Source organism: Paenarthrobacter sp. NPDC089322 (assembly GCF_040684895.1).
Classification (GTDB): domain Bacteria; phylum Actinomycetota; class Actinomycetes; order Actinomycetales; family Micrococcaceae; genus Arthrobacter.
On the sequence record NZ_JBFBGW010000011.1, the window covers coordinates 99,725 to 122,883 of the forward strand.

Below are 23,159 nucleotides of genomic sequence, written 5' to 3' on the forward strand. Positions count from 1 at the left end.
ACGCAGGCAACAAGCTACCTACAGCAACTCGCCGTCCTGCATGCCGTAGCGGACCCAATTGCCTGTTTTCGCGCGGGCTGCGCAGCGGTCGAACCACTCCCCCAAGGCTCGGTCATGGCTCACGATGACCACCGTCCCTGAGAACTCCGCGAGCGCATCCTCCAACTGTTCCACCAGCACGGGGGCCAAATGGTTGGTGGGCTCGTCCAGGAGCAAAGTGCTGTGGCTGCCCAGGAGCAATCGGGCCAGGGCGAGGCGGCGTTGCTGCCCCGCGGACAAGCTGCCCACGGGAACATGGAACTCAGCCGGCCTGAACAGGCCGAGGCGGAGGAGCGCTTCCGCATGCTCGTCGATACTGCCGCTGAAGCCAGCTGCGAAGGCGGGCAAAAGCCTCAGCCGGGGGTGCCGCGGAATGTCCAGCTCCTGCCGCAGGTAACCCACGCTGCCGGAGAGCTGCACAGTGCCCGCCGCAGGTTCCAGGGTCCCTGCCAAGACAGAGAGCAGGGTCGATTTCCCCGCACCGTTGGCACCGGTGATGAGCACCTTCTCCCCGGATTCCACTCGCAGGTCCGTGGATGCCAGCCGTCCTGGCACTGCAATGCTGCGGGCTTCAATGGCAGGCAGCACCAGCCTGCCCACAGATGCGCCGGCCACGGAACCACCGTCCAAGGAGACCGCCAGCTTCAACGGCACGGGCGGCTGCTCCACGGGGTTCTCCTCCAGACGCCGGAGCCGTTCCTGGGCGTTGCGGACTTTGCTCGCCGCGGCACGTTCCCACGTCCCGGCCTTGAAGCCGATGGCAAACTTGTCATTATCGCGCACACGGCCGTAGGCCATGCCTCCGGATACCGTGGCCGCTTGGAACCGCTCGGCAGCCATCGCGGTGATCCACCCGTCGTACTGCTGGACCCAGCGGGCCCGTTGTGCGGCTTTCTCCCGCAAGTAACCGTCGTAACCGTTTCCGTAGCGGGAAACAGAACGGCGCTCGGCGTCGACTTCGATCACCACACCGGCAACCTTGCGCAGGAGCACGCGATCGTGCGAAACAACCACGACTGTCCCTCGATGCGCCGCCAACCGCGACTCCAGCCAAGCCGTTCCCTTGGCGTCCAAGTGGTTGGTGGGCTCGTCCAGCAGCAGTGCTTCGGCAGGGTCGGCAAGCAAGCACGCAAGCGCCACGCGCTCCTGCTCGCCCCCGGACAGGGAGCCGAGCGTTCGACGGCGGTCCAAGCCTCCCAGCCCCAGCCGGTCCAACGCTGCTTCCACCCGGGATTCGGCAGCGTAGCCTTCCCTGAGCTGGTATTGCGTCTGGAGGCTCCCGTAGAGCTCCAAGGTTGCCGGGTCTGCGTCTGCCAGATCGCGTTCAAGCTCACCAGCGCGTTGCTCCAGGGAACGCAACGCAGACAACGACTCATCGATGGCGTCACCGACGGTCAACGACTCCGGAAGTCCATGCGTTTGCGCGAGGTAGCCCACGCGGTAGGCGGAGTCACCCAGCAAGCCGGCCGTGCCGTCGTCGGGCGTTTCCTCTCCCGCGAGCAGCCGCAGCAGCGTCGATTTTCCTGCCCCGTTCTCACCGACAATGGCCACATGCTCGCCGTGGTCAATGACAAGGTCAACTGAATCCAGGAGTTTGCGGTCCCCGTAGCCGTGGGAAACGCATGAAAGATGAAGGTGGTTAGTCAAGAGGTATCCTCGCAAGTCCGCAGTTAAGGCCTAAGCCGATGGGTACTGGGGATGCAGCCGGAAAGAAGGGGCTGCTCTCAAGACTTCATTGGTCCAGCGTGCCCGGTGACCGCGGGCGAGTCAAGTTCAGGTGGTCGCGACGGCCCGTCTGCGGCGGGCTTTGGCGAGCCGCGTACCTATCAGTCCCTGCCGCGGACTGAACAAATACACGACGGCGAACACGGCACCCTGGGTGACCACCACCATGGCCCCCGATGCAGTGTCCAGGTAATAGCTCAGGTAAATGCCGGTGACGGAGCACAGTACCGAAATGACCGGGGCAATGACCAGCATGCGGGAGAACCTGTCAGTGAGCAGGTAGGCAGTGGCACCCGGAATGATGAGCATCGCCACCACCAGTACCACGCCGACAGTCTGTAATGCGACAACCGAGGTCAGAGCCAGCAGGCCCAACAGCAGGGCCCCCAACCGGCGGGGTGACAATCCGATGGCATGGGCATGCGTGGGGTCGAAGGCGTAGAGGGTCAGGTCGCGGCGCTTGAGGATCAGGATGGCGAACGCAACCACACCCAGCACGACCACCTGGATGAGGTCCGGAACGCTGACGCCGAGCAGGTTGCCGAAGATGATGTGGTTCAGGTCGGTCTGGCTTGGCGTCACGGAAATCAACACCAAGCCAAGGGCGAACAGCGAGGTGAAGACAATGCCGATCGCGGCGTCTTCCTTCACCCTGCTCGTGTTCCGCACCACGCCGATGAGCGTCACTGCGATAAGGGCGAACACCAGCGCCCCAAGCGCGAACGGCGCACCCACGATGTAGGCAAGGACGACGCCGGGCAGCACGGCATGCGAGACGGCGTCGCCCATGAGGGACCAGCCGATGAGGACGAGCCAGCAGCTAAGGACCGCACAGACGACGGCGGCGATCGCGGTAGTCGCCAAGGCACGGACCATGAAGTCGTAGCTGAGGGGTTCGAGCAGGAAGTCCACTTCAGCCCCTGTTCATGACATCGAGGCCGAAAGCCATGGCAAGGTTCTCGGGTTGCAGGACCACGTCCGGGCTTCCGTGCATCAACACCTTGCGCATCAGCAGCACTGCTTCATCACAGAGCTGCGGGAGGGCGTGAAGGTCGTGCGTAGAGACAAGGATCGTGGCACCGTCAGCTGCGAGTTCCCGCAGGAGCCTGGTGATGGTGGCCTCGGACCGCTTGTCCACACCGGCGAACGGTTCATCGAGAAGCATCATGGTGGCGCCCTGGGCTATTCCGCGGGCGACGAAGGCCCGCTTCTTCTGCCCACCGGACAGTTGCCCGATCTGCCGGTCGGCAAAGTCGGCCAGTTCCACGCGTTCCAAGGCATGCTCGACGGCGTCCCGGTCCGCCTTGCGTGGGCGGCGGGTGAAACCCAGATGCCCGTAACGGCCCATCATCACCACATCCCGCACAGACAGGGGAAAGGCCCAGTCCACATCCTCGCTCTGGGGCACATAGCCGATGCCCGCTTCCTTGCGAATTTTCACCGGCGGGTGGCCGTTGATCAGCACCCGCCCGGAGTCCGGCTTGACCATGCCCATGATGGTCTTGAAGAGCGTGGATTTTCCTGACCCGTTCATGCCCACCAGGCCACAGATGCGTGAATGCTCCAGGCTCAGGGAAGCAGAGTCCAGGGCGAGGACCTCCCCGTAGTGGACAGTGACGTTCTCGACGACAATCGCGGGGCTGCTCATGACGATCCTCCTGTGAGTGCCGTGGTGATGGTTTTCGCGTCATGCCGGATGAGGTCGAGGTAGGTGGGAACCGGACCGTCCGCTTCCGACAAGGAGTCAACGTAGAGAACGCCGCCAAACTTGGTCCCCGTAGCGCCTACTACCTGTTGCATGGGGGCATCGGACACGGTGGATTCGCAGAACACGGCCGGCACTTGGTTGTCCTTGACGAACTCGATGGCCCGAGCGATCTGCTGCGGTGTGGCCTGTTGTTCAGCGTTCACGGCCCAGATGTAGACCTCCTTGAGACCGGCGTCCCGGGCAAGGTAGGAGAAGGCGCCCTCGCACGTCACCAAAGCACGGTGGGCTTCGGGAAGGACGGACAGCTTGGACACCATCTCATCCTGGACGGCTTGGAGTTCAGCGCTGTAAGCCTTCGCGTTGGCTTCGAATTCGGACGCATGGCCGGGGTCCAGTTTGGCGAAGGCCTTGGCCATGTTGTCGGCGTAGATCTGGACGTTCCGTGGCGACATCCAGGCGTGCGGGTTTGGCTTTCCCTGGTAGGAATCCTCGCCGATCTCCATGACGTCCACGCCTTCGCTCACCACTGCATGGGGCACGTCCAGGCCTTCGACGAATTGCGAGAACCAGGCCTCGAGGTTGAGGCCGTTGTCCAGGATCAGGTCGGCCTGGGCGGCTTTGCGGATGTCGCCCGGAGTGGGCTCGTAGCCGTGGATCTCAGCGCCGGCCTTGGTGATGGATTCCACTTGGAGTTTGTCCCCGGCTACATTCTTGGCGATGTCAGCCAGCACGGTGAAGGTAGTGAGGACAACGGGCTTGTCAGCGCCCCCGGCCGCGGAATTTCCACCGCATGCGGAAAGGCCAAGCATGAGGGCCAAGGCGGTCAGGGCAGCAGCGAAACGGCGGACATCTTTGGCGCGCCGAAACGGAAAGTTAGGCATACCGAAAAGTGTAGCCAATGCTGTGCCTGCGCGGCAAAGCTACGCTGTTTACATGGGCATGATTTCGACGCAGGCGAGGCTGTACCGCTTCACCGCCCTCGACGCTGTGGCCGTTGGGGCCTACGTGGGTTTCACGGCGCTCTTCGCGTTTGCCGGTGAATCGGTCGTGCGGCTCATGCTTGAGGTTTTTCCCGAACCGGCCACAGCGTCGTACGCCGTCAACGCAGTCTTCTATGCCGCCGTCGGGGTTTTCGCGTTCCTGTCCGCCTGGCGGGTGGTGGGCCGGGACCTTAGGATCCTGGGCACCAGGCCCTGGTTCACGCTGGGCATGGTGCCGTTGTCGTTGGTGGTCATGCTGATTTTCACGGCCATTCTCGTGGCTGCGATGGGGAGTACGCAAAGCAGCCAAAACCAATTGGGCATCCAGGGCCTGTTGCAGCACGTCCCGGCCTGGCTCATGGTGCCGCTCCTTGTGGTTCTTGGTCCCTTTGTTGAGGAGTACCTGTTCCGGCACCTGCTGATCGGCAAATTGTCAAGGTACGTGAACATCTGGATCTGTTGCCTGGTTTCGGTGCTGGTCTTCGCATCCATCCACGTCATCGGACGCGAAGGGCTCGTGTTGTCGGCCCTTGCCCCTTACCTGGGCATGGGGGTGGTGCTGGTGGCGGTGTACGTATGGACGGGAAAGAACCTGATGTTCTCCTACTTCGTCCATGCCGCCAAGAACCTGCTGGCCGTGGTCCTTCTTTACGCGATCCCACCCGAACTCTTCCCCAACTAGGTCGCAGTAGAGCGCGTTTAGAGCCCTCTAAACGCGCTCTACTGCGACTCAGTTGGGAAACCCGGACGGAAGATGACCGCATGACGCTACCCGGCCACCCCCTCCCGGGGTTAGGTTCAACGCATGACACTGAACATCCAGGTAGTAGTGGACTGCAAGAAACCGCACGAACTCGCCGATTGGTGGGCAGAGACACTTGAATGGAACGTCGAACCCCAGGACGAAGCCTTCATCCGCTCCATGATCGAGCAGGGCTACGCCACCGAGGACCAGACCATCACCCACAAAGGCAAGCTTGTCTGGGCGGAAGGCTGTGCAATAGTTCCGGCAGAGGACACCGACCCCAAGACAGGCAGGCGCATCCTCTTTCAGGCAGACCCGAATGAAAAGACCGTCAAGAACCGCGTGCACTGGGACGTACGGCTGGACGGCCGGGACAAGGACGTGGTGCGGAAGGAACTCGAATCCAGGGGCGCCAAGCACTTGTGGACCGCCAGCCAAGGACCCCACGAATGGCACACCATGGCCGACCCCGAGGGCAACGAGTTCTGCATCAGCTAGGGGCAATTACTAGACTCGGACTGTGAACAACGATCTCCCTGCCAAGGTTTCCGACGTCTTTGACCCCTCGCGCTGGCGCACCGTTTCCGGCTTTGACGATTTCAAGGACATGACTTACCACCGGCAGGTGGAGCGTTCAGCAGACGGCACAGTCAAGGACCTTCCCACTGTGCGGATTGCGTTCAACCGCCCCGAAGTCCGCAACGCGTTCCGCCCGGGCACGGTGGATGAGCTCTACCGCGCCATGGACCACGCCAGAATGACCCCGGACGTCGCCACCGTCCTGCTCACGGGCAACGGTCCGTCCGAGAAGGACGGCGGGCACTCATTCTGTTCCGGCGGCGACCAACGCATCCGGGGCCGCGACGGCTACCGCTATGCAGAAGGCGATACCCAGGAAACGATCGACCCCGCCCGCGCCGGACGGCTCCACATCCTGGAAGTCCAGCGGTTGATGCGGACCATGCCCAAAGTGGTTATCGCCGTCGTGAATGGTTGGGCCGCCGGCGGCGGGCATTCGCTGCATGTGGTCAGCGACCTCACCATCGCCTCCCGCCAGCACGGCAAGTTCAAGCAGACCGACGCCACCGTAGGAAGTTTCGACGCCGGATACGGCTCAGCACTGTTGGCCCGCCAGATCGGGCAAAAAGCCGCGCGGGAGATCTTTTTCCTCGCCCGCGAATACTCGGCGGATGACATGGTCCGCATGGGCGCCGTCAATGAAGCCGTGGACCATGAGCGCCTCGAGGAGGTTGCCCTCGAGTACGCGGCAGACATCGCCCGGCAGTCCCCCCAGGCCATTCGGATGCTCAAGTTCGCCTTCAACCTCGCCGACGACGGCCTGGCCGGACAGCAGGTTTTCGCCGGGGAAGCGACACGTTTGGCTTACATGACAGACGAAGCAGTGGAGGGCAAGGAAGCGTTCCTCCAGAAGCGCGACCCCGACTGGTCCAACTTCCCCTACTACTTCTAGGACTCCCCCCGTGGATATCGATCCCGTTCTCAAAGCACTGGCCGCTGCCCTGCACGGAGAGGGTCCCGCCGTCGAAATCGTCGTGGACGCCCACGGCGAGCCGAACGCCATACCGGTGGAAACCGGCGTCGAGGATGCCGCTGTGGTGGTCCGTACGTCAGGTTCCACGGGCACGCCCAAAGCCACAGTGCTGACCGTTGACGCCCTGGCTGCCTCGTCCGTGGGCACCGCCATGGCGCTCCGCGGCGAAGGTCAATGGCTGCTTGCGCTCCCGCTGCAGTACATCGCCGGCGTGCAGGTCTTGGTTCGGTCCCTCTACGCCGGGACGCGACCGTGGGTCATGGACCAGTCCGGCGGTTTCACTCCCGAGGCCTTTGTTGCCGCGGCGGAGGAACTGACCGACAAGATCCGTTTCACGTCCCTGGTGCCCACTCAGCTGCAACGGCTGCTGGAGTCTCCCGCGCCGGAAACCCTCGCCGTGCTGCGCCGCTTCAACGCCATCCTCCTCGGCGGTGCCCCTGCGTCAGCCGAACTTCTGGCCACAGCCCATGCTGAAGGCCTCAACGTGGTCACCACGTACGGCTCGGCCGAGACCTGCGGAGGGTGCGTTTACGACGGCGAGCCGTTGGACGGGGTCGAGGTCCGTCTTGGCGAGGGCGCACTGGAAGGCCGCATCCTGCTGGGCGGCGACACCGTGGCGGCCGGCTACCTGGACGCCGGCCCCGACGCGTTTTTCGAAGAGGACGGAGTCCGCTGGTACGTCACCGGCGACCTCGGCGAACTCTCGGAGGACGGGAAGCTCACCGTCCTCGGCCGAGCCGACGACGTCATCATCACCGGCGGCGTCAAGGCGTCCGCCGCTTACATCCAGGGCAAGCTGGAAGAGCTCGACGGCGTGAAGGCGGCTTTCGTCGCCGGTGTGCCCTCGCGGGAGTGGGGCCAAGCTGTGGCGGCTTATGTCGCGGTGGAGGATCCGACGCCGGAAGGCATCCGCGGTTTCACTGCGAAGCGGGAAGCGGCTTTGGGCATCCTGGCGCCCAAAACCGTGCTCGCCACGGGTGAACTGATCATGCTCCCCAACGGGAAACCGGACAGGCTGGCCATGATCAACCGGCTTTCCGAGCTGCATCAGGGACAATAGACAAGTTCTGCCCTCACGACCCTGACTAATAGATCTACGCGAAATACACGAGGTACTACACGTGGCGACAGCTGCACAATGGATCCAAGGAGCCCGGCTCCGCACACTGCCCGCGGCGATTGCACCCGTCCTGATCGGCTCGGCAGCGGCGTTTGAACTCCATGCATTCAGGCTGCCGAACGCAATCCTGGCGGCGCTCGTGGCGCTCCTCCTCCAAGTGGGCGTCAACTACGCCAACGATTACTCGGATGGAATCCGGGGCACTGACGAGGACCGTGTAGGCCCGCTCCGGTTGGTGGGTTCCGGCGTCGCCAAGCCGGAACAGGTCAAGTGGGCTGCCTTCGGACTCTTTGGCGCGGCAATGCTGTGCGGACTGATCCTGGTGATCATCACGCAGACCTGGTGGCTGATCCTTGTGGGCCTGGGCTGCGTCCTCGCGGCGTGGGGGTACACGGGAGGCAAGAACCCCTACGGCTACCTGGGCCTGGGTGACGTTTTCGTATTCGTGTTCTTTGGGCTCGTGGCCACGCTCGGCACCACCTACACGCAAGCCGGCCAGGTCAGCCTGGCAGCCGTGATCGGCGCCATCGGGACGGGCCTGATTGCCTGTGCGCTCCTCATGGCAAACAACGTCAGGGACATTCCTACGGACACCGCAGCAGGGAAACGAACCCTGGCTGTGCGGCTTGGAGACCGCCACGCACGCGAAAGCTACGTGCTGATGCTGGGTGTCGCCATCCTGCTGGTGGTGGTGCTGGCGCCCACCAAGCCATGGATGCTGATCGTGCTGCTGCTGATCCCCGCATGCCTCATGCCGGCCTGGCTGATGGTCAACGGCAAGAAGCGCAAGAGCCTTATCCCAGTGCTCAAGCAGACCGGCATGATCAACCTGGGCTACAGCCTGCTGTTCTCGCTCGGCCTGGTGCTAAGCACAGGATTCTAAGCTGCCTGGTACTTGAGGCTGTCCGGGGACTATTGGGCGCCGGGGCGCTTGTCGTTGTTGATTTCAACTCCGGGGTTCTTCTCCACCAGGCCGTCCTCGGCAGCGGCGTCGTCAACTTCCCCGGCGGTGCGGATCGGCTTGGCCCGCCCTGAGAACCGTTCCCGCATGGCCGACGTGGCGGCGTCGCGCTGTTTCTGGAAGAACAAGTAGCTGATGGCGAAGGCGATCAAACCCGCGAAGATCACAGCCAGGACCACTCCGGTCCCCAAAAACAGGAACAGCACGAACAAAGGCACGAAGAGCGCCAAACGGATCAGGGAATACTTCAGGAAAGCCACTATCCAAGTTTAGCCGCCAGGATGGTTGCACTCTGATCACGGCCGTCTGAGGGGCACCCAGTGAGAGGCTTCCGGCGACTAGACTTGGTGCATGCTCCGGGTTGTTGGCGTCGTCGTCGTCCTTGTCATCTTCGTCTATGCCCTCGTGGATGTTATCCGCACCGATGGCCGTGATACGCGCGGCATCTCCAAGCCTGCGTGGATCGTGGTCATGATCCTGCTGCCCGTGCTGGGCGCCATCCTGTGGTTCATTTTCGGGCATCCCTACGGCAAGCCCACAGCCAAGCCCGTCCGCCGCCAGCCCACGGCCCCGGACGACGACCCCGAATTCCTCCGCAACCTGGAAACCCGTCGCCGGAACAAGGCTGAGGAGGACCGCCTCAAGAAGCTCAGGGCAGAGCTGGAAGCCAAGGAGCGCAAGCTCAACGGCTCCAACGAGGCTGACGGCGACAACGGCAAGGGAACCCCCGGTTTCAACCCCGGTGATGCCAAACGCGGCGAGCCGGACCCCCATGACACCGACGAGCTGAAGTAGGCAACATGGCCCAGCAAGCTGATGGATCACGGCAGTCGTTCACCACCGAGTCATCAGCCAGCGGGCCACCGCCAGCCCCGTCCAGGGCGCCAGTGCCACCGCCCCGCCCCGGCATTTCGTTGTCCGCTCCCCCGCCGATCGAAGCGGTGGTGCGGCCGCCGGGTCCCGCCGTGCTCTCACGATCTCTCTGGATCGCAAGTTTCATTGCTGGAGTCGCGGTTGTCGTCACGGGCTTCCTGGCACGTGATTCGCATTTTGAACGCCTGAAGGGCGTCATCGCGGGCATGGTCCCCGATGGCGGAACCGAGGCCGTCGAGGGCGCCACCGCCGTCGTATTCCTTGGGAGCCTGGCCATGGTCGCCCTGGTGGTGGCGATGGAAGCCGTCTTGTTGGCCATTGTCTTCAAGCGACGCACCTGGGCCCGCTGGACGCTGGTTCCCGTGGTCTTGCTGCACGCCGTTGTCACCGTCATCACGGCAGATTTCCTGATCGCGCCGGGTTCGGAGGGTATTCCGGCCATCGGCTTGCTCGCCGCCCAGTACATCCTCGCCGCCGCGGGCCTGGTCCTGCTCTTCCTCCCGTCCACTACCACGTGGCTGGTGAGCGAGCGCAAGCGTGCTCCCTAGCTTCAGCGTCCGGCAGGGATCGCTGCAAGCATTCCTTCGCAGCTGCGCAGCACTACGCGGCAGGCATCCACGGCTGACGGCTCCGCCAACGGATTCCCGGCCAACACACGCCATCGGTTGAGGCATTCGCGTGCGGCATCGTGGATCTGGTCAAGGGTGGCGTCCGGCGGTAGCGCCAGCCTGCGCGTCGGCAAGCTGCCCCCGCCACCCACCAACCTCTCAGCCTCCGCCACTTGCCCGGCGCTCAAGGCCACACTTCCGGTCCGCAGTGCTGCCAGCAGTCTCAATTCGCGGAATTCGTGCGCCCCTGCCTGCACTCTTTCCAAGGCGGTGGCCAACGGTGCCGTCCGATCCTGCGGCAGGCCACGCAGCAGCGACTCAAAACCCACGACGGCGGCACGCGCCTTGAGTGCCTCGGCCCGCGTTTGGAACAGCAACGTGATGGTCTCCAGCAATTGGCCGAGGCCGCTGCGCCGGGCCAATTCGTGTGCCAACTCCGTCGGGCCGTCGATCCCGCCGCGAATCAGCGCGGTGCCCAGCCGGATTCCGAACAGGCCGAAGCGGTCGAGGAGGTCTGTGCGTGTTGCCTGGTCCAGGCCCGGTGGCTCCGTGCCCTTGGCGAACCGGTCGGCTGACAACATCAGCCGTTCCCGCTGTGTCCTGTCCATTCGGGCCAGCAGGAGCAGTGCCTCGAAGTCTGCTTGTCGCATGGTCCGGGAGCTTTGCGCCAGCAGCCCGGCGACGGGCACCACGCCAAGGGCGAGGGGCCTTAGGTTCTGGTCCCGGCTGTAACGTTCTGCGATCGCGGCGGCCGAGATGAGCGAGTCGATCCGTCCGGCACCGATCTCGTCTGCCCGCGACAACACAGCCAACGCGTTGACAGTTCCCGACTGCCCGGCCGCAGTGTCCTTGAACGACTCAAGGAACCGCACGTCGGACGCATGCAGGTGGCGCATGAGGTAGATGACAGCGTCCGCGGCCGTAGGTGAGTCTTCCGGGAGCAGGAACGCCGTGGACCGCACGGAAACATCGAGGGAGAGGGATGCGATCCCTGGCGTATCGATGAGCGTCAGTTCGCGCAGGCCCGCAACCGGCCAGTCCACCACCAGCCTTTCCACGTCCTCTGCCCGGACACGGCCCAGCGGGAAGACCAAGCGCCCCTCCTCCCGCGTAACGGGTAGGTTCCGGGGCTCACCCATCAAGGGGTACAACGTCACCTTGGGTGTGGGTCCGTACCGGTACCACGTGACAATCCGGGTGCATTCCCCTGCGTCCGTTGGGGCGATCTCCTCGCCGATGATGGCGTTGAGGAGGGTGGACTTGCCCGCTTTGACCATGCCGGCCACCGCTATCCGGAGTGGACCGGATAACCTCGCGTCCAGTTCGTCCAGCACGGCGAGCGCTGAAGCGTCGTCGTGCAGGACCTCCCTCGCCTGGTGGAGCAGTGCTGCTATCCCGGAATCCGTCATTCCGCCGGCACCGTGGACCGTTGTGGAACGGCGGAGGACCGCGGAGAGTCTTGGGCGGCAGCGCCGTCCTGCAACTGCAGGGCGGCCTTGCTGAGAGCGTCGACGGCTCGGAGTTGGTTTCGGAGCTCCTTGATTCGCAGGTCACGCTCGGCCGCATACGTGGCAGCAGCTCTTTGGGCAGCCGCCACGGATTCAGTCAGCGATCTGTGGTGCTCTTCAGCGATATCCGTGAAGTGGTCACGCGTGGCACGCTGAACCAAGCGCAGCCTGTCCTTCAACTGCTTGCCTACCTGGAAGATGACGTCGTCCACCTGCTTGCGAACCAGGATCTTGGCTTCCGATTGCCGCTGTTTGAGCCGGGCCGCCTTCTCTTCCCGGTAGGCCTTCCGGCCCAGCATGAGCCCGGCGCCCACGGACAAGGGATTGATCAGCGCCATCCCGAAAATTCCCGTCAACAGGCCGAACATAAGGACGCCTCCATAAGAGCCGCGCATCCCGATGAGGACCTTTTGAAGCGGTCCCAGTCGTCCGTCGTCGAGGTGTTGGAGGTCCCCGACAGGATCCAACACCCCGCCGGTGTCCGATACCTGGAGGGCGGGCAGCTCCACCTCGTCTTCGGAAAAGTGCTCGGCGACCTGGGCAGCCAGCCACTGTGCACGCTCGCTCGTCCATACGAAAGTGTCCGAGACCGCGGCGGCTGTGCTTTGCTCGAGCCACGTGCTGAACTGCTCCCACGCTGGGCCTGGATCGCCTTGGTCGATGGCTGTCTCCGCTTCGCGCTGGATGCGGCGCAGCCTGTCCCTCAGGTCGTATTCCATGTCCGCGATGAGGTCGCTGATGCCGTCGTTGAGCGTGATCTGCCACCGGGCGGAGCGTTTCCTGAGGGCGTCCGCGTCTGACTTGGCAGCTTCCAGTCCGGCGATTAATTGCGGAGTGCCTTCGGGGTTTTCCAAGGGGCCGAGTTCTGATTGGAGCGCCAATCGCAGGTGTTCGGTGACGGATTGCAGGTCATGGCTGACGGATCGTCGCTGGATCCTTGCCACCGCTCCCACGATGTCGTGGCGAAGGTAGGCAATGAGGGCCGGGAAGCCTGATTCCTCGTTCAACTCAGCGTCCTGCAACCGGGCGGCCTGCAGGCGAAGCTCGGAAGAGACCGGAAACAGCGGGATGTCCTCAGCGACGTCCGCCAGGTGTTTGCGGTCCAACGCTTCGATATGGCGCCAAGCAGGGTAGAGGTCGGTTTTGGAGAGCACGCACAGGACGTTGGGGCTCACTCGCATGGCTTGGCGGAGGAAGCGTATCTCCGGTTCGGTGTACTCCTGGGACGCATCGGAGACGAACACCATGGCGTGGGCGGAAGGCAGTGCTGTCAGGGTCGTGAGCGTGTGGGACGAGCCGAGGCCGCCCACGCCCGGGGAATCGACGATGGTCAGTCCGCCCGCCAGGAGCTTCCTCGGCAGTGCTACTTCGGCAGCAACGATGTTCTTTGCGTTGCCCGGGTTTCCCTTTTCGGACACGTAATCGGCCAGTTCCTCCAGCCTGACGTCCTGCCGCTCAAGCCGCGCTTCCGCGCCGGCGTCGTCCGCTTCCGTTCCGGCGTCCCGGCCGGGGAGCAGGACAACGGCCGACGCCGGTTCCCCCTGGCGTACGACGGTCGGCACTGTGGTGGCAATGTCGTCATCGACGGGACAAACGGGGGCGTTGACGAGGGCGTTGATGAGTTGGCTCTTGCCCTGCTTGAACTCCCCCACCACGATCACGCGAACGCTCGGATCGCCCAAGCGCCCCAGCGTGTTGTCGAGTCGTCGGCGCAGGTCGTTCCGGTCTCCAACCAGCGCCAAGGCCTGCTCAACCAGGGTGGTCATGCGTACTGTTTCCGGCACTCTCTGTCCTTCGCTCGTTGTCCACACCCGGGGGCGTCAGGGTTTAAGGCCGCGAAGCGCCCGGCAGGCTGATCGCCTGCCGGGCACTGCCGGGGCTTCGTGCCGGGCTTCAGGTAATCCCGAAGACCCGGAAACTTCCGGCTGTTAGTCGAGTTCCACCTCGTTCTTCGCGATGACGGTTGAATGGTCGATGTCGTTGTACTCGACATCGATGTCGTCCACTTCGAGCTCCTTGGAGTTATCGATTTCCAGTTCGTTGTGGGCGATGACGTGGGAGTCGTTGGCCAGAACGGATTCTTCGCCGAGATCGTTGTTGGCGATGACGGTGGAGTCCTTGACGATGTTTACGTCGTCCACTTCGATGTTCGTGGAGTGATCGTTGGTGTACTCCAGATCCACCTCGTTGTCCTTGACGATCGTGGAGTGCTCGATGTTCGTGTAGTCCACGTCCACGTCTCCAACCTCAAGCTCCTTCGAGTGGTCATCGTTGTACGAGTCGTCGTTGTACGAATCCGTGTTGTGGATATTCGTGTGCGAATTGTCGGTGTTGGTGGAGTGGTCGTCGTTGAAGGAGTCCTTGAACTCGGCATCAATGTCCACATCAACATCAGTGTTGTACGAGTCCTTGGTCACGGAGTGGTCGTCGTACTCGTTGCCGATCGAGATGTCGTTGTTGCCACGAGCGTCCACCGTCACGGAGTTGTCTTCCGAGTTGTCTACGGAGTTGTCAACGTTGTTGGAATCAGTCATCGATGCGTTGTTACCGGCAGCAACTGCACCGTCACCGGAAGCAATGACCGCCTCGTTCTCGAACACTTGGGCAACGTCTCCGTTGGCCCAGATGTTCTGGTTCACGGACTGATCCAGGGTGGTGTCCCGGTCATCGATCGTGGTGGTGTAGGAGTAGTTGTTCACAACGTGGATCAGTTGCTGCACTGCGTGTGCATGGTCATCCCAATCGCCGCCGCCATGACCGCCGTCGTGGTCATCGTCGTCGTGGCCGTCCCAGCCACCGCCGCCGTGACCGCCGTCGTGATCGTCATCGTGGTCATCGTCGTCGTGGCCGTCCCAGTCACCACCGCCACCGCCGCCGTAGCCGCCGTCGTGGTCATCGTCGTCGTGGCCGCCCCAGCCGCCACCGCCACCGCCGCCGTAGCCGCCGTCGTGATCGTTGTCATCGTGGCCGCCCCAGCCGCCACCGGTGGAGGCGTGGTTTCCACCCGTGTTGTATTCACGGTCGAAGGATGAACGGGCGTTGATGGGCGCGTAATCCAGGACAACCGGGCGAACGGCGTCCACATCCGCCGAGGACACATCGCGAAGGCCGGCGGCTGCGAGGGCAGCTTCCGGGTCCCGGACGAATTCTTCAGCTGCTTCGGGGTCGTTGAACAGGCTCATCAGGAACTGCACGAGCTGCTGTGCGAGTGTTGGCATTGGAATGCTCCCTCAAATTCTGTGGTGGATGGGCCGCCAGGCAACTCTGCCGGGCTTGCATTCAACGTATTCGTGGGGGGAGGGCCGGGGCATCGGGGCCGGTCCCCCTATCGTTGCCCCACCCGTTAGGGGATTCGTGTGCCCCCATTAGGGGTCTGGAGGGGGTTTACTCCCTGGGCGGATACCCCTCCCCCAGGGCGATCCGGAGACGGATCAACAAATCAGAACGATTTTCGGCTCCCAGCCGCCTGCGCATCCGCGCCACGTGATGCTCGGCGGTCCGGTGCGAAATGTAGATGGCCTCACCGATTTCGCGGTAGGTCTTGCCTTCCAGCAGCAAGCGGGCCACCTCGCGCTCCCGTGCGCTGAGTCCAGCAGAGGATCCGGTAGCAACGGTGTTTTCCTGACCCGGAGGCGCCGGGGCGCTGTGCCGTGATGCCGCGGCGGGCGGTATCGGGGACCCTTGGCTTTGCGGATGGAGGTCCCGCGCGCAGGCCAGCAGCTTCAGCATGTCCCGGCGTTCTTCCGCATGGGCGGCGGCATGACCCGCCAGCCTGGCACCCTCCCAGGGCATTCCGACGGCGGCAAGCTCCCGGGCCGCTGTTTCGACATCGGCCGCTTCAAAGCGGCCGGCCAAAACTGAAACCCAGGCCTTGCCTCCCGCGGCAAGGACCGAGGCAAAATGGCTCCGATCTGATGCGCGCACCAAAGCCGCCGCGTGCGGGGCCAACTCGGCAGGGCTTTCGCTGAGCAGGGCAGCCTGGACCGCTGCCCAGTGGATGGGAACGGCCCAGAGTGGAGGGTTGTCCAGACGTCCCAGTAGTTCCCAGATACCGCCCAAATAATGGGCTACCTTACGGGTTTCACGTAACCGCGCAGCAGCGATCATCAGCTCACCCCACGGCAGCAGGCTGAAGAGGTCAACGGAAACATGCATCATGGACTCGCGTGCCCTGTCCCACGCGAGGACGAGGTCGTGCACGTCGCCCCCGCGTCGAGCCAGCCCTACGTCGAGGGCTGCCAGAAGGAATTCGTCCCGCGGGGCCAGACTCCAATGGTTGGCTTTGACGGCCTCGTTGATGGCAAGGCGGGCTTCGTCGGCGTTGTCCTGCTGCATCGCGGTCCATGCCAGCAGCAGGAAGAGCCTGGGACGTGCGGCGTCCCCGCCCTGCCCGGCAGACACGGCGGATTTGAGGACCGATTCAGCCACCGCCGGCTCTCCGCTGTGAAGCGCGCACAGTGCTGCCAGTGCCGCAGGCGTCTCGGGCAGGGGGATCACTGTCCCGGCAGCATTCATCATGTCCGAAGCCCTGATAAGTTCTGGAAGCCCCAGCTGCGGTTCGGATCCCAGCGTTTGCCGCAGGCCCTTTTCAGTCAGGGACAGGGCAACGGCCAACAGCGTCGGAGAGCCCGATGCCCGCATGGCCGCCAACAGTTGTTCGGCTCCCGTGGCGTTCCCTGAGCCAATCATCGCGACGGCCGCTAACGGGGCTGAGGATTCCAGGCGCTCCGGCCCCAACCAGCTATAGGTTTCTGCGCCCCTGGCCAGCATGCCACGTTGGGCCCAGACTGACGCAGCCACGTCCACTCCACGCTGCACATCCGGAGATTCCGGCAACGCGAGTAGGCGGTCCACAAGCCTGCCCGCGGCGTCCAGGTCTCCGGTGCCGGCGGCGGCCTGGGCGTGCCTCGCTGCGTTGGCCAGCTCGTCTGTACCAGCCAGCACGGCCTCAGCGTAGAGGTCAGCGGCGAGCCGGGGGTCCGACTCCAGGACGCTATCGGCAGTGCGCTCGAGCTCTGCTGCGACCCGTGCGTCCCGTAGCCGGCTGCGTGCCAGGTCCCGGGCCAGCTCGCCGAGGGGCTCGCCCGTCGCGAGCACCTTTTCCACGAGCTCCCGCTGCAGAGCGTGCACGTGCGCGCTGGGAGTGGCTGCCAGGAGCGCGTGCTGCACAGTGCCCACCACGGTTCCGTCCGGGGCTAACAGTCCGGCATCCTCGGCAGCGGCAATAATCCCGTCAAGGCTTTCACGGCGCGCAAGTGCATCCGGCAAGGGCCCCGGAAGAGTGAAACCCACTGATAACGCCACCAGAAGTTCCCTGACAGCAGCGGTATTGCCGCTCAGTCCGGCGACGAGGGCCTGGATGTAGTCCTTTGCAGCCGTGTGCTCCCGATCCCGCGCCGGGTCCACGGCCCGTGCGTGCAAGGGATCGTGGCGGGGCTCCCGCCGGTTAGGTCCGGACGTCTGCCCATGCACCGCCATGCCTTACACCGCCGGTGTCAGCGCAGGATCCGGGGTGGGGCTACTTTCACTGGAGGGTGGCGGAGGCGCGGTGTCGCTGGGCGCCGGGGCAGGATCCTGGATGACCGTGGGTTCGGGAAGGGGCGTGGTTGGTTCGGGCGCGGGCTCGGACGGTGTTGTTGGCGCTGGCTCGGATGGCGTAGTGGGCGTCGACGGATCCGTGACTGGAGGTGTTGTGGGGTCCTGGACCGGGGGCACGGAAGGATCAGGCGTTGGGCCGCTGGCCGCCCCGCCGGGCTCGGTTGCAGGAGGTGACGTGGGTGTTGACGTTCCGGGTGTTCCGGATCCCGTGCCTGTCGATGTGCCTGGAGTCGTAGTACCGGTCGTCGAACCGCCGGCACCGCTGCCTGTGCCGGTGCTTCCCGAGCCGGCGGAAGAGCCACCAACTGCGGTCCCCGCTCCCGTCCCGAGGTTGGTCGTCCCTGAACCGTTTCCCTGGGCACCCGCGCCACTGGTTCCCTGACGGGGCGGCGTCTGTCCCCTCAGGTTGCCGGCCCTCGCAGTGCCCGATCGCGCACTCGCCTCCAGGCCGGAGGCGGGCTTCCCGGATACCGGTGCGGGTGAGGTTCCGCCGCCAACAGCGCCACTGGTCTGCTGCCCGCTGTCCGGGCTGCCGCCGTCGCGGATGACGTCCGCGGCCTGGGCGCCGAACATCGATGCCATCAGCCCGGCGCCTTCCGGGCTCTGCGCGGCAGTCGCAGTGGCGATCGTCAACGCAGTGGCAGCCGCCGCGGCCGCTGCCGTCAAGCGGATCCGCGACGTCGGCGCGTGCCGGCCTGGCCTGTGGCCGGAGTGCGCACCGGACCCCGTCCCGCGTCTCGTGCTGCCACGGGACGTCATGGCCGACGCCGTGCCCAACGCCGCCAAGGCAGCAGTGTGCCGTGGAACGACCGGGCGCGGCACCCCCGGCTCGCCCTGGGTAGCCGCCGGAGCCACAGCCTCTGCATCCGCTACAACGCCTGCATCCGCTGCTACGCCACCGTGACGCACCGCCGCGCCCGCAGTCATGGGCAACATTGAAACCGCCGCGCCCAGGCAAATGGACGACTTGGGATCGGCATCAACCGCGATGGGGCGCTCAAGCTCCGCCGAAATCAGCTCGGCCACCAACGGAATGCGCGAAGAGCCGCCAATCAGCAGCACAGCGGTCAAGTCCTCCGGCGTCAGGGCAACCCTTTCCAAGCTGCGCTCCAATGCGGCGACGGTGTCCCTGACAGGCGACTCAATGAGGGCTTCGAACTCGGACCTGACCAGGCGAACGGACTGCTGCGTGCCGGGAAGGGACACTGCGATGGTCGCCTCGCTGTCCATGGACAGCGCCTCCTTGGCCTCCCTGCACTCACGATGCAATCTGGAGAGGGCCGCAAGAGTTTCCGGTGCGGCGGGGTCGAGCTCTTCCACAGCACCGCCGAGGTGACCGGCCACGTGACGCAAAACGGCGGCGTCGAAGTCGGCGCCGCCAAGGGTTTCAATGCCGTCGGGATGGCCAAGAAGCTCAAACTTCCCTGCCGCTGCCTTGCGAAGAATGGCGGTATCGAAGGTTCCGCCGCCCAGGTCGTAGACGGCAATGGTGCTTCCGTCTTCCACGCGGGTTTGGGAGGCGTAGTGCAGGGCGGCGGCAACAGGCTCGCTGATCAGCGTGACGTCCGACAGGCCGGCAGATGTAAGCGCTGCAAGGACGCCGGCCTGACGATGCCCGCCCCACGCCGCGGGATGCGTCAGCACCATTGCCGAAGCCGGGCTTCCCTCGCGTTCTTCGGCCCGGTCCGCAACCCAGCGGGCCATCCCTGCGAAGACTTCCTCGGGCGCCAGCCACTGCTCCCCCACTGCCATGGGAACGGAATCGCCGATGCGCCTTTTGAACTCGCGCACCATCCGGTGGGGGTCGTCCAGACCGCGGCGCTCTGCCGCTTCGCCCACCAGGACCCGGCCGTCTTCCGCGTAGTACAGCACGGACGGCACAGCACTGCCGTGGAGTCCCAGGGGAAGGATTTCGGGAACAGGCATCGCTCCCTGAGCGGGTTTAGCTGATCCCGGAGCGGGCTTTACCAAGGCTGCGGCCGTAAAACTTGTTCCGACGTCAATGGCGAGAACATAGCTCATGGATACCTCGAAAAAGAACATGGCATGGCGCATGCGGTCTTCATCACAAGCGGGTTCCCAACAAGCTAGCACTTGCCTTGGATGCACGAAAGGCTCAGTTGCTACACCGATTAGCCATGTCAGCCACGGCCTTGCTCACTCCCCAACCGGAAGCGAAGAAAAGCCCTGTTCAGGGCCGGGAGGTCCTACAGACCGGAGTACGAATGCAACCCATTGAAAACGGTGTTCACGAACGTGAAGTTGATGATGACGCACGCGTACCCGACGATCGACAGCCAGGCAGCCCGGGTTCCGGTCCAACCACGGGTAGCGCGGGCGTGGAGGTAGCCTGCGTAAACCACCCAGATCACGAACGTCCACACTTCCTTGGGGTCCCAGCCCCAGAACCGGCCCCACGCCTTTTCCGCCCAGATAGCGCCGAACATCAGGGTGAACGTCCAACCGACAAAGGCAACCGTGTTGATGCGATAGGAGAGGTTCTCCAGGCTCAGCGCGTTGGGAACCAGGCGCATGAAGGCAAGCTTGTCCTGCCCTCCCGCGGCGAGCTTCTTCTGGCGGTAAGACTGCACCAGCTGTAACGCGGACATCGCGAACGTGAGCGTGAATAGCGCCGAAGCCAGCACGGCGATGGAAACGTGGATGATCAGCCAGTAGCTCTGCAACGCAGGGACCAGGTGCCCCACAGGTGTCCAGAAGGCCACGGAGGCGGCAACAAGCATGATGATTGCCAGGCCGATGATGAACGTACCCAGGAAGCGCAGGTCGCGGCGGATCAAGGCGATGAGGAAGACTGCAACGGCAACAAAAGCACCCGTGGTGAGGAATTCGTACATGTTGCCCCACGGAACGCGCCCGGCACCCAGCGCGCGGGTGACCACCCCGGCACCGTGGATCAGCGCGCCCAGAACGGTCAGCGCTACGCCAATGCGGGCAGGCACCCGGCGTTCGGCCGCGTACTTCATGTCGCCTGCCGCAGTGGCTTCCTCAACGGTGAGGCCCGACGTCGGACGCTCGGCACGGTCAGCCGGCCCGCCGCCGTCGGGACCGCCCAAAGCAGCCCCGGCACGGCCGGCTGCAACCGTCACCTTCTGCGCAGCCGTGCCCGCCGCTGCCTTCAGGTCGACGGAGCGGAGGGTCTTGCTGCTCTTGGCGAGGTCCCACGCGAAGGCGATGAAGGCCACGGTGTACGTGCCGGCCGCCAGCAGCATGAACAGCTCGCTGTATTGGCCCAGGGTTTCGTTGATAGCGGGCATTACTGGTCCTTCGAGGTTGTGGAAGAGACGGTGGTGGAAGTTTCAGCGGGGAGCTGCCATTCCTTCGCGAAAAGCCCGCGCAGGGCTGCGGCTTCCCCGGCGAGGCGGTGGTCCTCACCGCGTGCCAGCAGGCCGTACTCCACCATGGTGCGGCCGTCCTCGTGGGTTCCCGTTCGGACCCATACACGGCGACGGCCAATGTAAAGCGAGGTCACCAAGCCGGCGACGGCAAGGAGCCCGAAGATCAAGGCATACAACTGGCCGGGGTTGTGGTGGATGTCCACGCCAACGTATTTCTTGACGCTGTCGAACGTGATGCTGCCTTTGCCTTCCGGCAGGGTGGCCGTTTGGCCCGGGGCCAAGGTGATGCCGCCTGCGTCGAGGTTTCGGCCATTGAGCTGCGTAAGGTCCGAAACGTCGAGGTCGAAGACGTTTTGGGGCACGCCCTTGTCGAGTCCAAGGTCGCCGTAGTACGAGTTGAGGCTCAACTGCGGGTTGAAGAGTTCAGGGCTGGCGCTGAAGGACACGTTTTCCTCGGTCACGAACGCCGTGGGCAGGAAGAAGCCCACGAAGCCGAGCTGGTCCGGCTTGCCATCGGGTACTTTGACAACCACTGAGGAGTAGTAGTTGTCCCCCTGCAGCTTGGCCACCACAGGTCCTTGGAAGGCAACATTTCCGCTGCCATCGCGCACCGTCACCACGGGCGCGTAACCGTTACCCGTGAGGTACACACTGGTCCCGCCCAGGCTAACGGGCTCGTTGACCTTGAGGACTTCCTTTTTCTCGGGCTCTTCCGGGGAATCCTTGGTGGTGACCTCTGCCGTGAAGTCGATCGGCTGTCCGATCTTGCGGGCGGACTCTCGGTCGAACTCGGCCTCGAATTTGTCCAGTCGGATGGAGTACGGCTGGAGCCAGCTGCTCTGGAAGTTGGTTCCGGGCGTGAATTGGTCGTAGCCCACCAGCGTGTTGACGAACGTGCTGCCTTCCACCAGGATGCGCTGGCCGCTGTAACCGAACAGGCCGCCGATGGCGACAGACACCAATACGCCAATCAGCGAGGCATGGAAGACAAGGTTTCCAACTTCCTTCATGAAGCCACGCTCGGCACCCAAGCTCGGCAGGGCGCCGTCGACGTCCCTCACCTCAACGCGGTAGCCGCGCTTCTTCAGCAGCCCGGCGGCATCGTTGATAGCTTTCGACGCCGGGATCCCGGCGTCGGCGGGCACCTCCAGGGTGCCGTATTCCGGCAGCCGCGACAGGCGTTTGGGCGTGCGGGGAGGCTGCGACTTCATGGCCTTGTAATGGGCGATGGCGCGCGGAGTGACGCAACCGACCAAGGAGATGAACAACAGGATGTAGATGGCCGAGAACCACGCCGAGGAGTAGACGTCGTACAGCTGGAGCGCATCGAAGATCGGGCCGAACGTCGGGTTCTCCTGGATGCGCTGGGTAACGAGCGCCGGGTTGGCTGCGCGCTGGGGGAAGAACGAGCCCGGCACTGCGGCGATGGCAAGAAGCAGCAGCAGGAAAAGCGCTGTGCGCATACTGGTCAGCTGGGTCCACGCCCAGCGCAGCATTCCCTTGAACCCGAGGGCAGGCAGGGCGGCTTCGGACTTGGCCTGCTGAAGCTTGCCGTCAGCTTCGCCTGTGCTTTGGGGGTTTTCGCCGGCGGCGGGTGACTTCTTCTTGGCTTTCACGGACTCGCTCATCAGATCGGCAACTTCACATCGGTTTGGAACCAGTACTGCAACTCGGTCACCCAGTTACCCCACACCCCGGTGGCCATCAGGATGCCGAGCAAAATCAGGATGCCCCCGCCGATTCGCTGGATCGCCACACGGTGGGTGCGGAAGAAGGACATGACACCCATGCCGCGACGGACCGCCAGGGCGATCAGGAGGAAGGGAATGCCCAGGCCAAGGCTGTAGATGAATGCCAGCAGTGCGCCCTTGGCTGCGGACGATCCTCCGGACAGGCTAAGAAGCTGCACCGCCGAGTACGTCGGTCCGATGCACGGCGCCCAGCCCAGCCCGAACGTCAGCCCCAGGAGGGGAGCTCCCCACAGTCCGGCGGGAGGCTTTGCATGGATTTTGGCGTCGCGCTGCAGCCAGGAGAAGCCCCCCATGAACACGACGCCCATGACGATCACCAGGACCCCCAGCAACTGCGTGATCCACGCATTCTGCGGACCGGTCAACAGCGTCCCCAGCTGACCAAAAGCTCCGCCAAGGAGGACGAAGATCACCGAGAAGCCCAGGACGAACAGGCCGATGCCGGCCAGCATGCGGCCTCGCCGCTGCTTTTGGAGGTCGACGCCGGTCAGGCCGGTGACGTAGCCCAGGTACCCGGGGACGAGTGGCAGCACACATGGCGAAAGGAACGAAACCAGCCCTGCCAGCAGCGCCACGGGCACCGCCAGCAGCAGGGACCCGTTGAGGATCGTCTCGGCGAAGGGACTGTTCATGCG

At 64.3% G+C, this 23,159-nt stretch carries 20 protein-coding genes; 7 read left to right on the top strand and 13 right to left on the bottom strand.

Features of this window, described 5'->3' with window-relative positions:
• Window positions 1-18: 18 nt before the first annotated feature.
• From AB0N65_RS12830 to AB0N65_RS12845, 4 genes are all read right to left on the bottom strand, one after another.
• Entirely contained in the window at window positions 19-1,686 is a 1,668-nt protein-coding gene (locus AB0N65_RS12830) for an ABC-F family ATP-binding cassette domain-containing protein (RefSeq protein WP_364161828.1), read from the bottom strand.
• A 126-nt stretch (window positions 1,687-1,812) separates the two neighbouring features.
• On the bottom strand, window positions 1,813-2,676 hold the full coding sequence (locus AB0N65_RS12835) for a metal ABC transporter permease (RefSeq protein WP_364161831.1): 864 nt from the start codon (window positions 2,674-2,676) through the stop codon (window positions 1,813-1,815).
• A 1-nt stretch (window position 2,677) separates the two neighbouring features.
• Entirely contained in the window at window positions 2,678-3,412 is a 735-nt protein-coding gene (locus AB0N65_RS12840; protein ID WP_364161834.1) for a metal ABC transporter ATP-binding protein, read from the bottom strand.
• Window positions 3,409-4,353 carry a metal ABC transporter substrate-binding protein gene (locus AB0N65_RS12845; RefSeq protein WP_364161912.1) on the bottom strand — a complete coding sequence of 315 codons (945 nt, stop codon included), beginning with the start codon at window positions 4,351-4,353 and terminating at the stop codon, window positions 3,409-3,411. Before AB0N65_RS12845 ends, AB0N65_RS12840 begins: the two co-directional genes overlap by 4 nt.
• A 52-nt stretch (window positions 4,354-4,405) precedes the next feature.
• Here AB0N65_RS12845 and AB0N65_RS12850 point away from each other — a divergent pair, with 52 nt between their 5' ends.
• The 5 genes from AB0N65_RS12850 to AB0N65_RS12870 all read left to right on the top strand — a co-directional run bounded on the left by AB0N65_RS12850 (window position 4,406) and on the right by AB0N65_RS12870 (window position 8,752).
• Window positions 4,406-5,134, top strand: coding sequence for a CPBP family intramembrane glutamic endopeptidase (locus tag AB0N65_RS12850; RefSeq protein WP_364161837.1), 729 nt, complete (start codon window positions 4,406-4,408; stop codon window positions 5,132-5,134).
• Window positions 5,135-5,257: 123 nt separating this feature from the next.
• Window positions 5,258-5,695, top strand: a complete 438-nt coding sequence (locus AB0N65_RS12855) for a VOC family protein (RefSeq protein WP_364161840.1) — start codon at window positions 5,258-5,260, stop codon at window positions 5,693-5,695.
• Window positions 5,696-5,717: 22 nt separating this feature from the next.
• On the top strand, window positions 5,718-6,668 hold the full coding sequence (locus AB0N65_RS12860; protein ID WP_364161842.1) for a 1,4-dihydroxy-2-naphthoyl-CoA synthase: 951 nt from the start codon (window positions 5,718-5,720) through the stop codon (window positions 6,666-6,668).
• A 10-nt stretch (window positions 6,669-6,678) separates the two neighbouring features.
• Entirely contained in the window at window positions 6,679-7,809 is a 1,131-nt protein-coding gene (locus AB0N65_RS12865; RefSeq protein WP_364161845.1) for an AMP-binding protein, read from the top strand.
• Between the two features lie 61 nt (window positions 7,810-7,870).
• Window positions 7,871-8,752 (top strand): 1,4-dihydroxy-2-naphthoate polyprenyltransferase, encoded by an 882-nt coding sequence (locus tag AB0N65_RS12870; protein WP_364161848.1) that lies wholly within the window; start codon window positions 7,871-7,873, stop codon window positions 8,750-8,752.
• A 29-nt stretch (window positions 8,753-8,781) separates the two neighbouring features.
• Here the strand turns inward: AB0N65_RS12870 and AB0N65_RS12875 are convergent, their stop codons facing one another.
• The gene (locus AB0N65_RS12875; RefSeq protein ID WP_364161915.1) at window positions 8,782-9,093 is read right to left on the bottom strand and encodes a DUF4229 domain-containing protein; all 312 of its coding nucleotides are present in this window, start codon (window positions 9,091-9,093) and stop codon (window positions 8,782-8,784) included.
• Between the two features lie 88 nt (window positions 9,094-9,181).
• On the opposite strand from AB0N65_RS12875, the gene AB0N65_RS12880 reads away from it, so the two are divergent.
• Both AB0N65_RS12880 and AB0N65_RS12885 read left to right on the top strand, forming a co-directional pair.
• Window positions 9,182-9,625, top strand: a complete 444-nt coding sequence (locus AB0N65_RS12880) for a PLD nuclease N-terminal domain-containing protein (RefSeq protein ID WP_364161851.1) — start codon at window positions 9,182-9,184, stop codon at window positions 9,623-9,625.
• Between the two features lie 5 nt (window positions 9,626-9,630).
• Window positions 9,631-10,251 (top strand): hypothetical protein, encoded by a 621-nt coding sequence (locus tag AB0N65_RS12885; RefSeq protein WP_364161854.1) that lies wholly within the window; start codon window positions 9,631-9,633, stop codon window positions 10,249-10,251.
• A gap of 2 nt (window positions 10,252-10,253) precedes the next feature.
• Here the strand turns inward: AB0N65_RS12885 and AB0N65_RS12890 are convergent, their stop codons facing one another.
• From AB0N65_RS12890 to AB0N65_RS12925, 8 genes are all read right to left on the bottom strand, one after another.
• Window positions 10,254-11,720: a dynamin family protein gene (locus tag AB0N65_RS12890; RefSeq protein WP_364161857.1), complete on the bottom strand. Its 1,467-nt coding sequence runs from the start codon at window positions 11,718-11,720 to the stop codon at window positions 10,254-10,256.
• A complete protein-coding gene (locus AB0N65_RS12895; protein ID WP_364161860.1) occupies window positions 11,717-13,603 on the bottom strand; it encodes a dynamin family protein in 1,887 nt (628 codons plus the stop codon). The genes AB0N65_RS12890 and AB0N65_RS12895 overlap by 4 nt, the downstream gene beginning before the upstream one ends.
• Before the next feature lie 144 nt (window positions 13,604-13,747).
• On the bottom strand, window positions 13,748-15,037 hold the full coding sequence (locus AB0N65_RS12900; protein WP_364161863.1) for an IniB N-terminal domain-containing protein: 1,290 nt from the start codon (window positions 15,035-15,037) through the stop codon (window positions 13,748-13,750).
• 166 nt (window positions 15,038-15,203) lie between these two features.
• A complete protein-coding gene (locus AB0N65_RS12905) occupies window positions 15,204-17,291 on the bottom strand; it encodes a LuxR C-terminal-related transcriptional regulator (protein ID WP_364161866.1) in 2,088 nt (695 codons plus the stop codon).
• A gap of 9 nt (window positions 17,292-17,300) precedes the next feature.
• A complete protein-coding gene (locus AB0N65_RS12910) occupies window positions 17,301-19,472 on the bottom strand; it encodes an Hsp70 family protein (protein WP_364161869.1) in 2,172 nt (723 codons plus the stop codon).
• A gap of 152 nt (window positions 19,473-19,624) precedes the next feature.
• Window positions 19,625-20,692: a c-type cytochrome biogenesis protein CcsB gene (ccsB, locus tag AB0N65_RS12915; RefSeq protein ID WP_364161872.1), complete on the bottom strand. Its 1,068-nt coding sequence runs from the start codon at window positions 20,690-20,692 to the stop codon at window positions 19,625-19,627.
• On the bottom strand, window positions 20,692-22,401 hold the full coding sequence (locus AB0N65_RS12920) for a cytochrome c biogenesis protein ResB (RefSeq protein ID WP_364161875.1): 1,710 nt from the start codon (window positions 22,399-22,401) through the stop codon (window positions 20,692-20,694). The genes ccsB and AB0N65_RS12920 overlap by 1 nt, the downstream gene beginning before the upstream one ends.
• Window positions 22,401-23,156 (bottom strand): cytochrome c biogenesis CcdA family protein, encoded by a 756-nt coding sequence (locus tag AB0N65_RS12925; RefSeq protein WP_364161878.1) that lies wholly within the window; start codon window positions 23,154-23,156, stop codon window positions 22,401-22,403. Before AB0N65_RS12925 ends, AB0N65_RS12920 begins: the two co-directional genes overlap by 1 nt.
• Window positions 23,157-23,159: the final 3 nt, after the last annotated feature.

Coding starts and splice junctions, on each gene's coding strand:
- AB0N65_RS12840 (WP_364161834.1), bottom strand. CDS start 3,412: ATGAGCAGCCCCGCGATTGTCGTCGAGAACGTCACTGTCCACTACGGG.
- AB0N65_RS12845 (WP_364161912.1), bottom strand. CDS start 4,353: ATGCCTAACTTTCCGTTTCGGCGCGCCAAAGATGTCCGCCGTTTCGCT.
- AB0N65_RS12850 (WP_364161837.1), top strand. CDS start 4,406: ATGGGCATGATTTCGACGCAGGCGAGGCTGTACCGCTTCACCGCCCTC.
- AB0N65_RS12855 (WP_364161840.1), top strand. CDS start 5,258: ATGACACTGAACATCCAGGTAGTAGTGGACTGCAAGAAACCGCACGAA.
- AB0N65_RS12880 (WP_364161851.1), top strand. CDS start 9,182: ATGCTCCGGGTTGTTGGCGTCGTCGTCGTCCTTGTCATCTTCGTCTAT.
- AB0N65_RS12885 (WP_364161854.1), top strand. CDS start 9,631: ATGGCCCAGCAAGCTGATGGATCACGGCAGTCGTTCACCACCGAGTCA.
- AB0N65_RS12890 (WP_364161857.1), bottom strand. CDS start 11,720: ATGACGGATTCCGGGATAGCAGCACTGCTCCACCAGGCGAGGGAGGTC.
- AB0N65_RS12900 (WP_364161863.1), bottom strand. CDS start 15,037: ATGCCAACACTCGCACAGCAGCTCGTGCAGTTCCTGATGAGCCTGTTC.
- AB0N65_RS12910 (WP_364161869.1), bottom strand. CDS start 19,472: ATGCGCCATGCCATGTTCTTTTTCGAGGTATCCATGAGCTATGTTCTC.
- ccsB (WP_364161872.1), bottom strand. CDS start 20,692: ATGCCCGCTATCAACGAAACCCTGGGCCAATACAGCGAGCTGTTCATG.
- AB0N65_RS12920 (WP_364161875.1), bottom strand. CDS start 22,401: ATGAGCGAGTCCGTGAAAGCCAAGAAGAAGTCACCCGCCGCCGGCGAA.
- AB0N65_RS12925 (WP_364161878.1), bottom strand. CDS start 23,156: ATGAACAGTCCCTTCGCCGAGACGATCCTCAACGGGTCCCTGCTGCTG.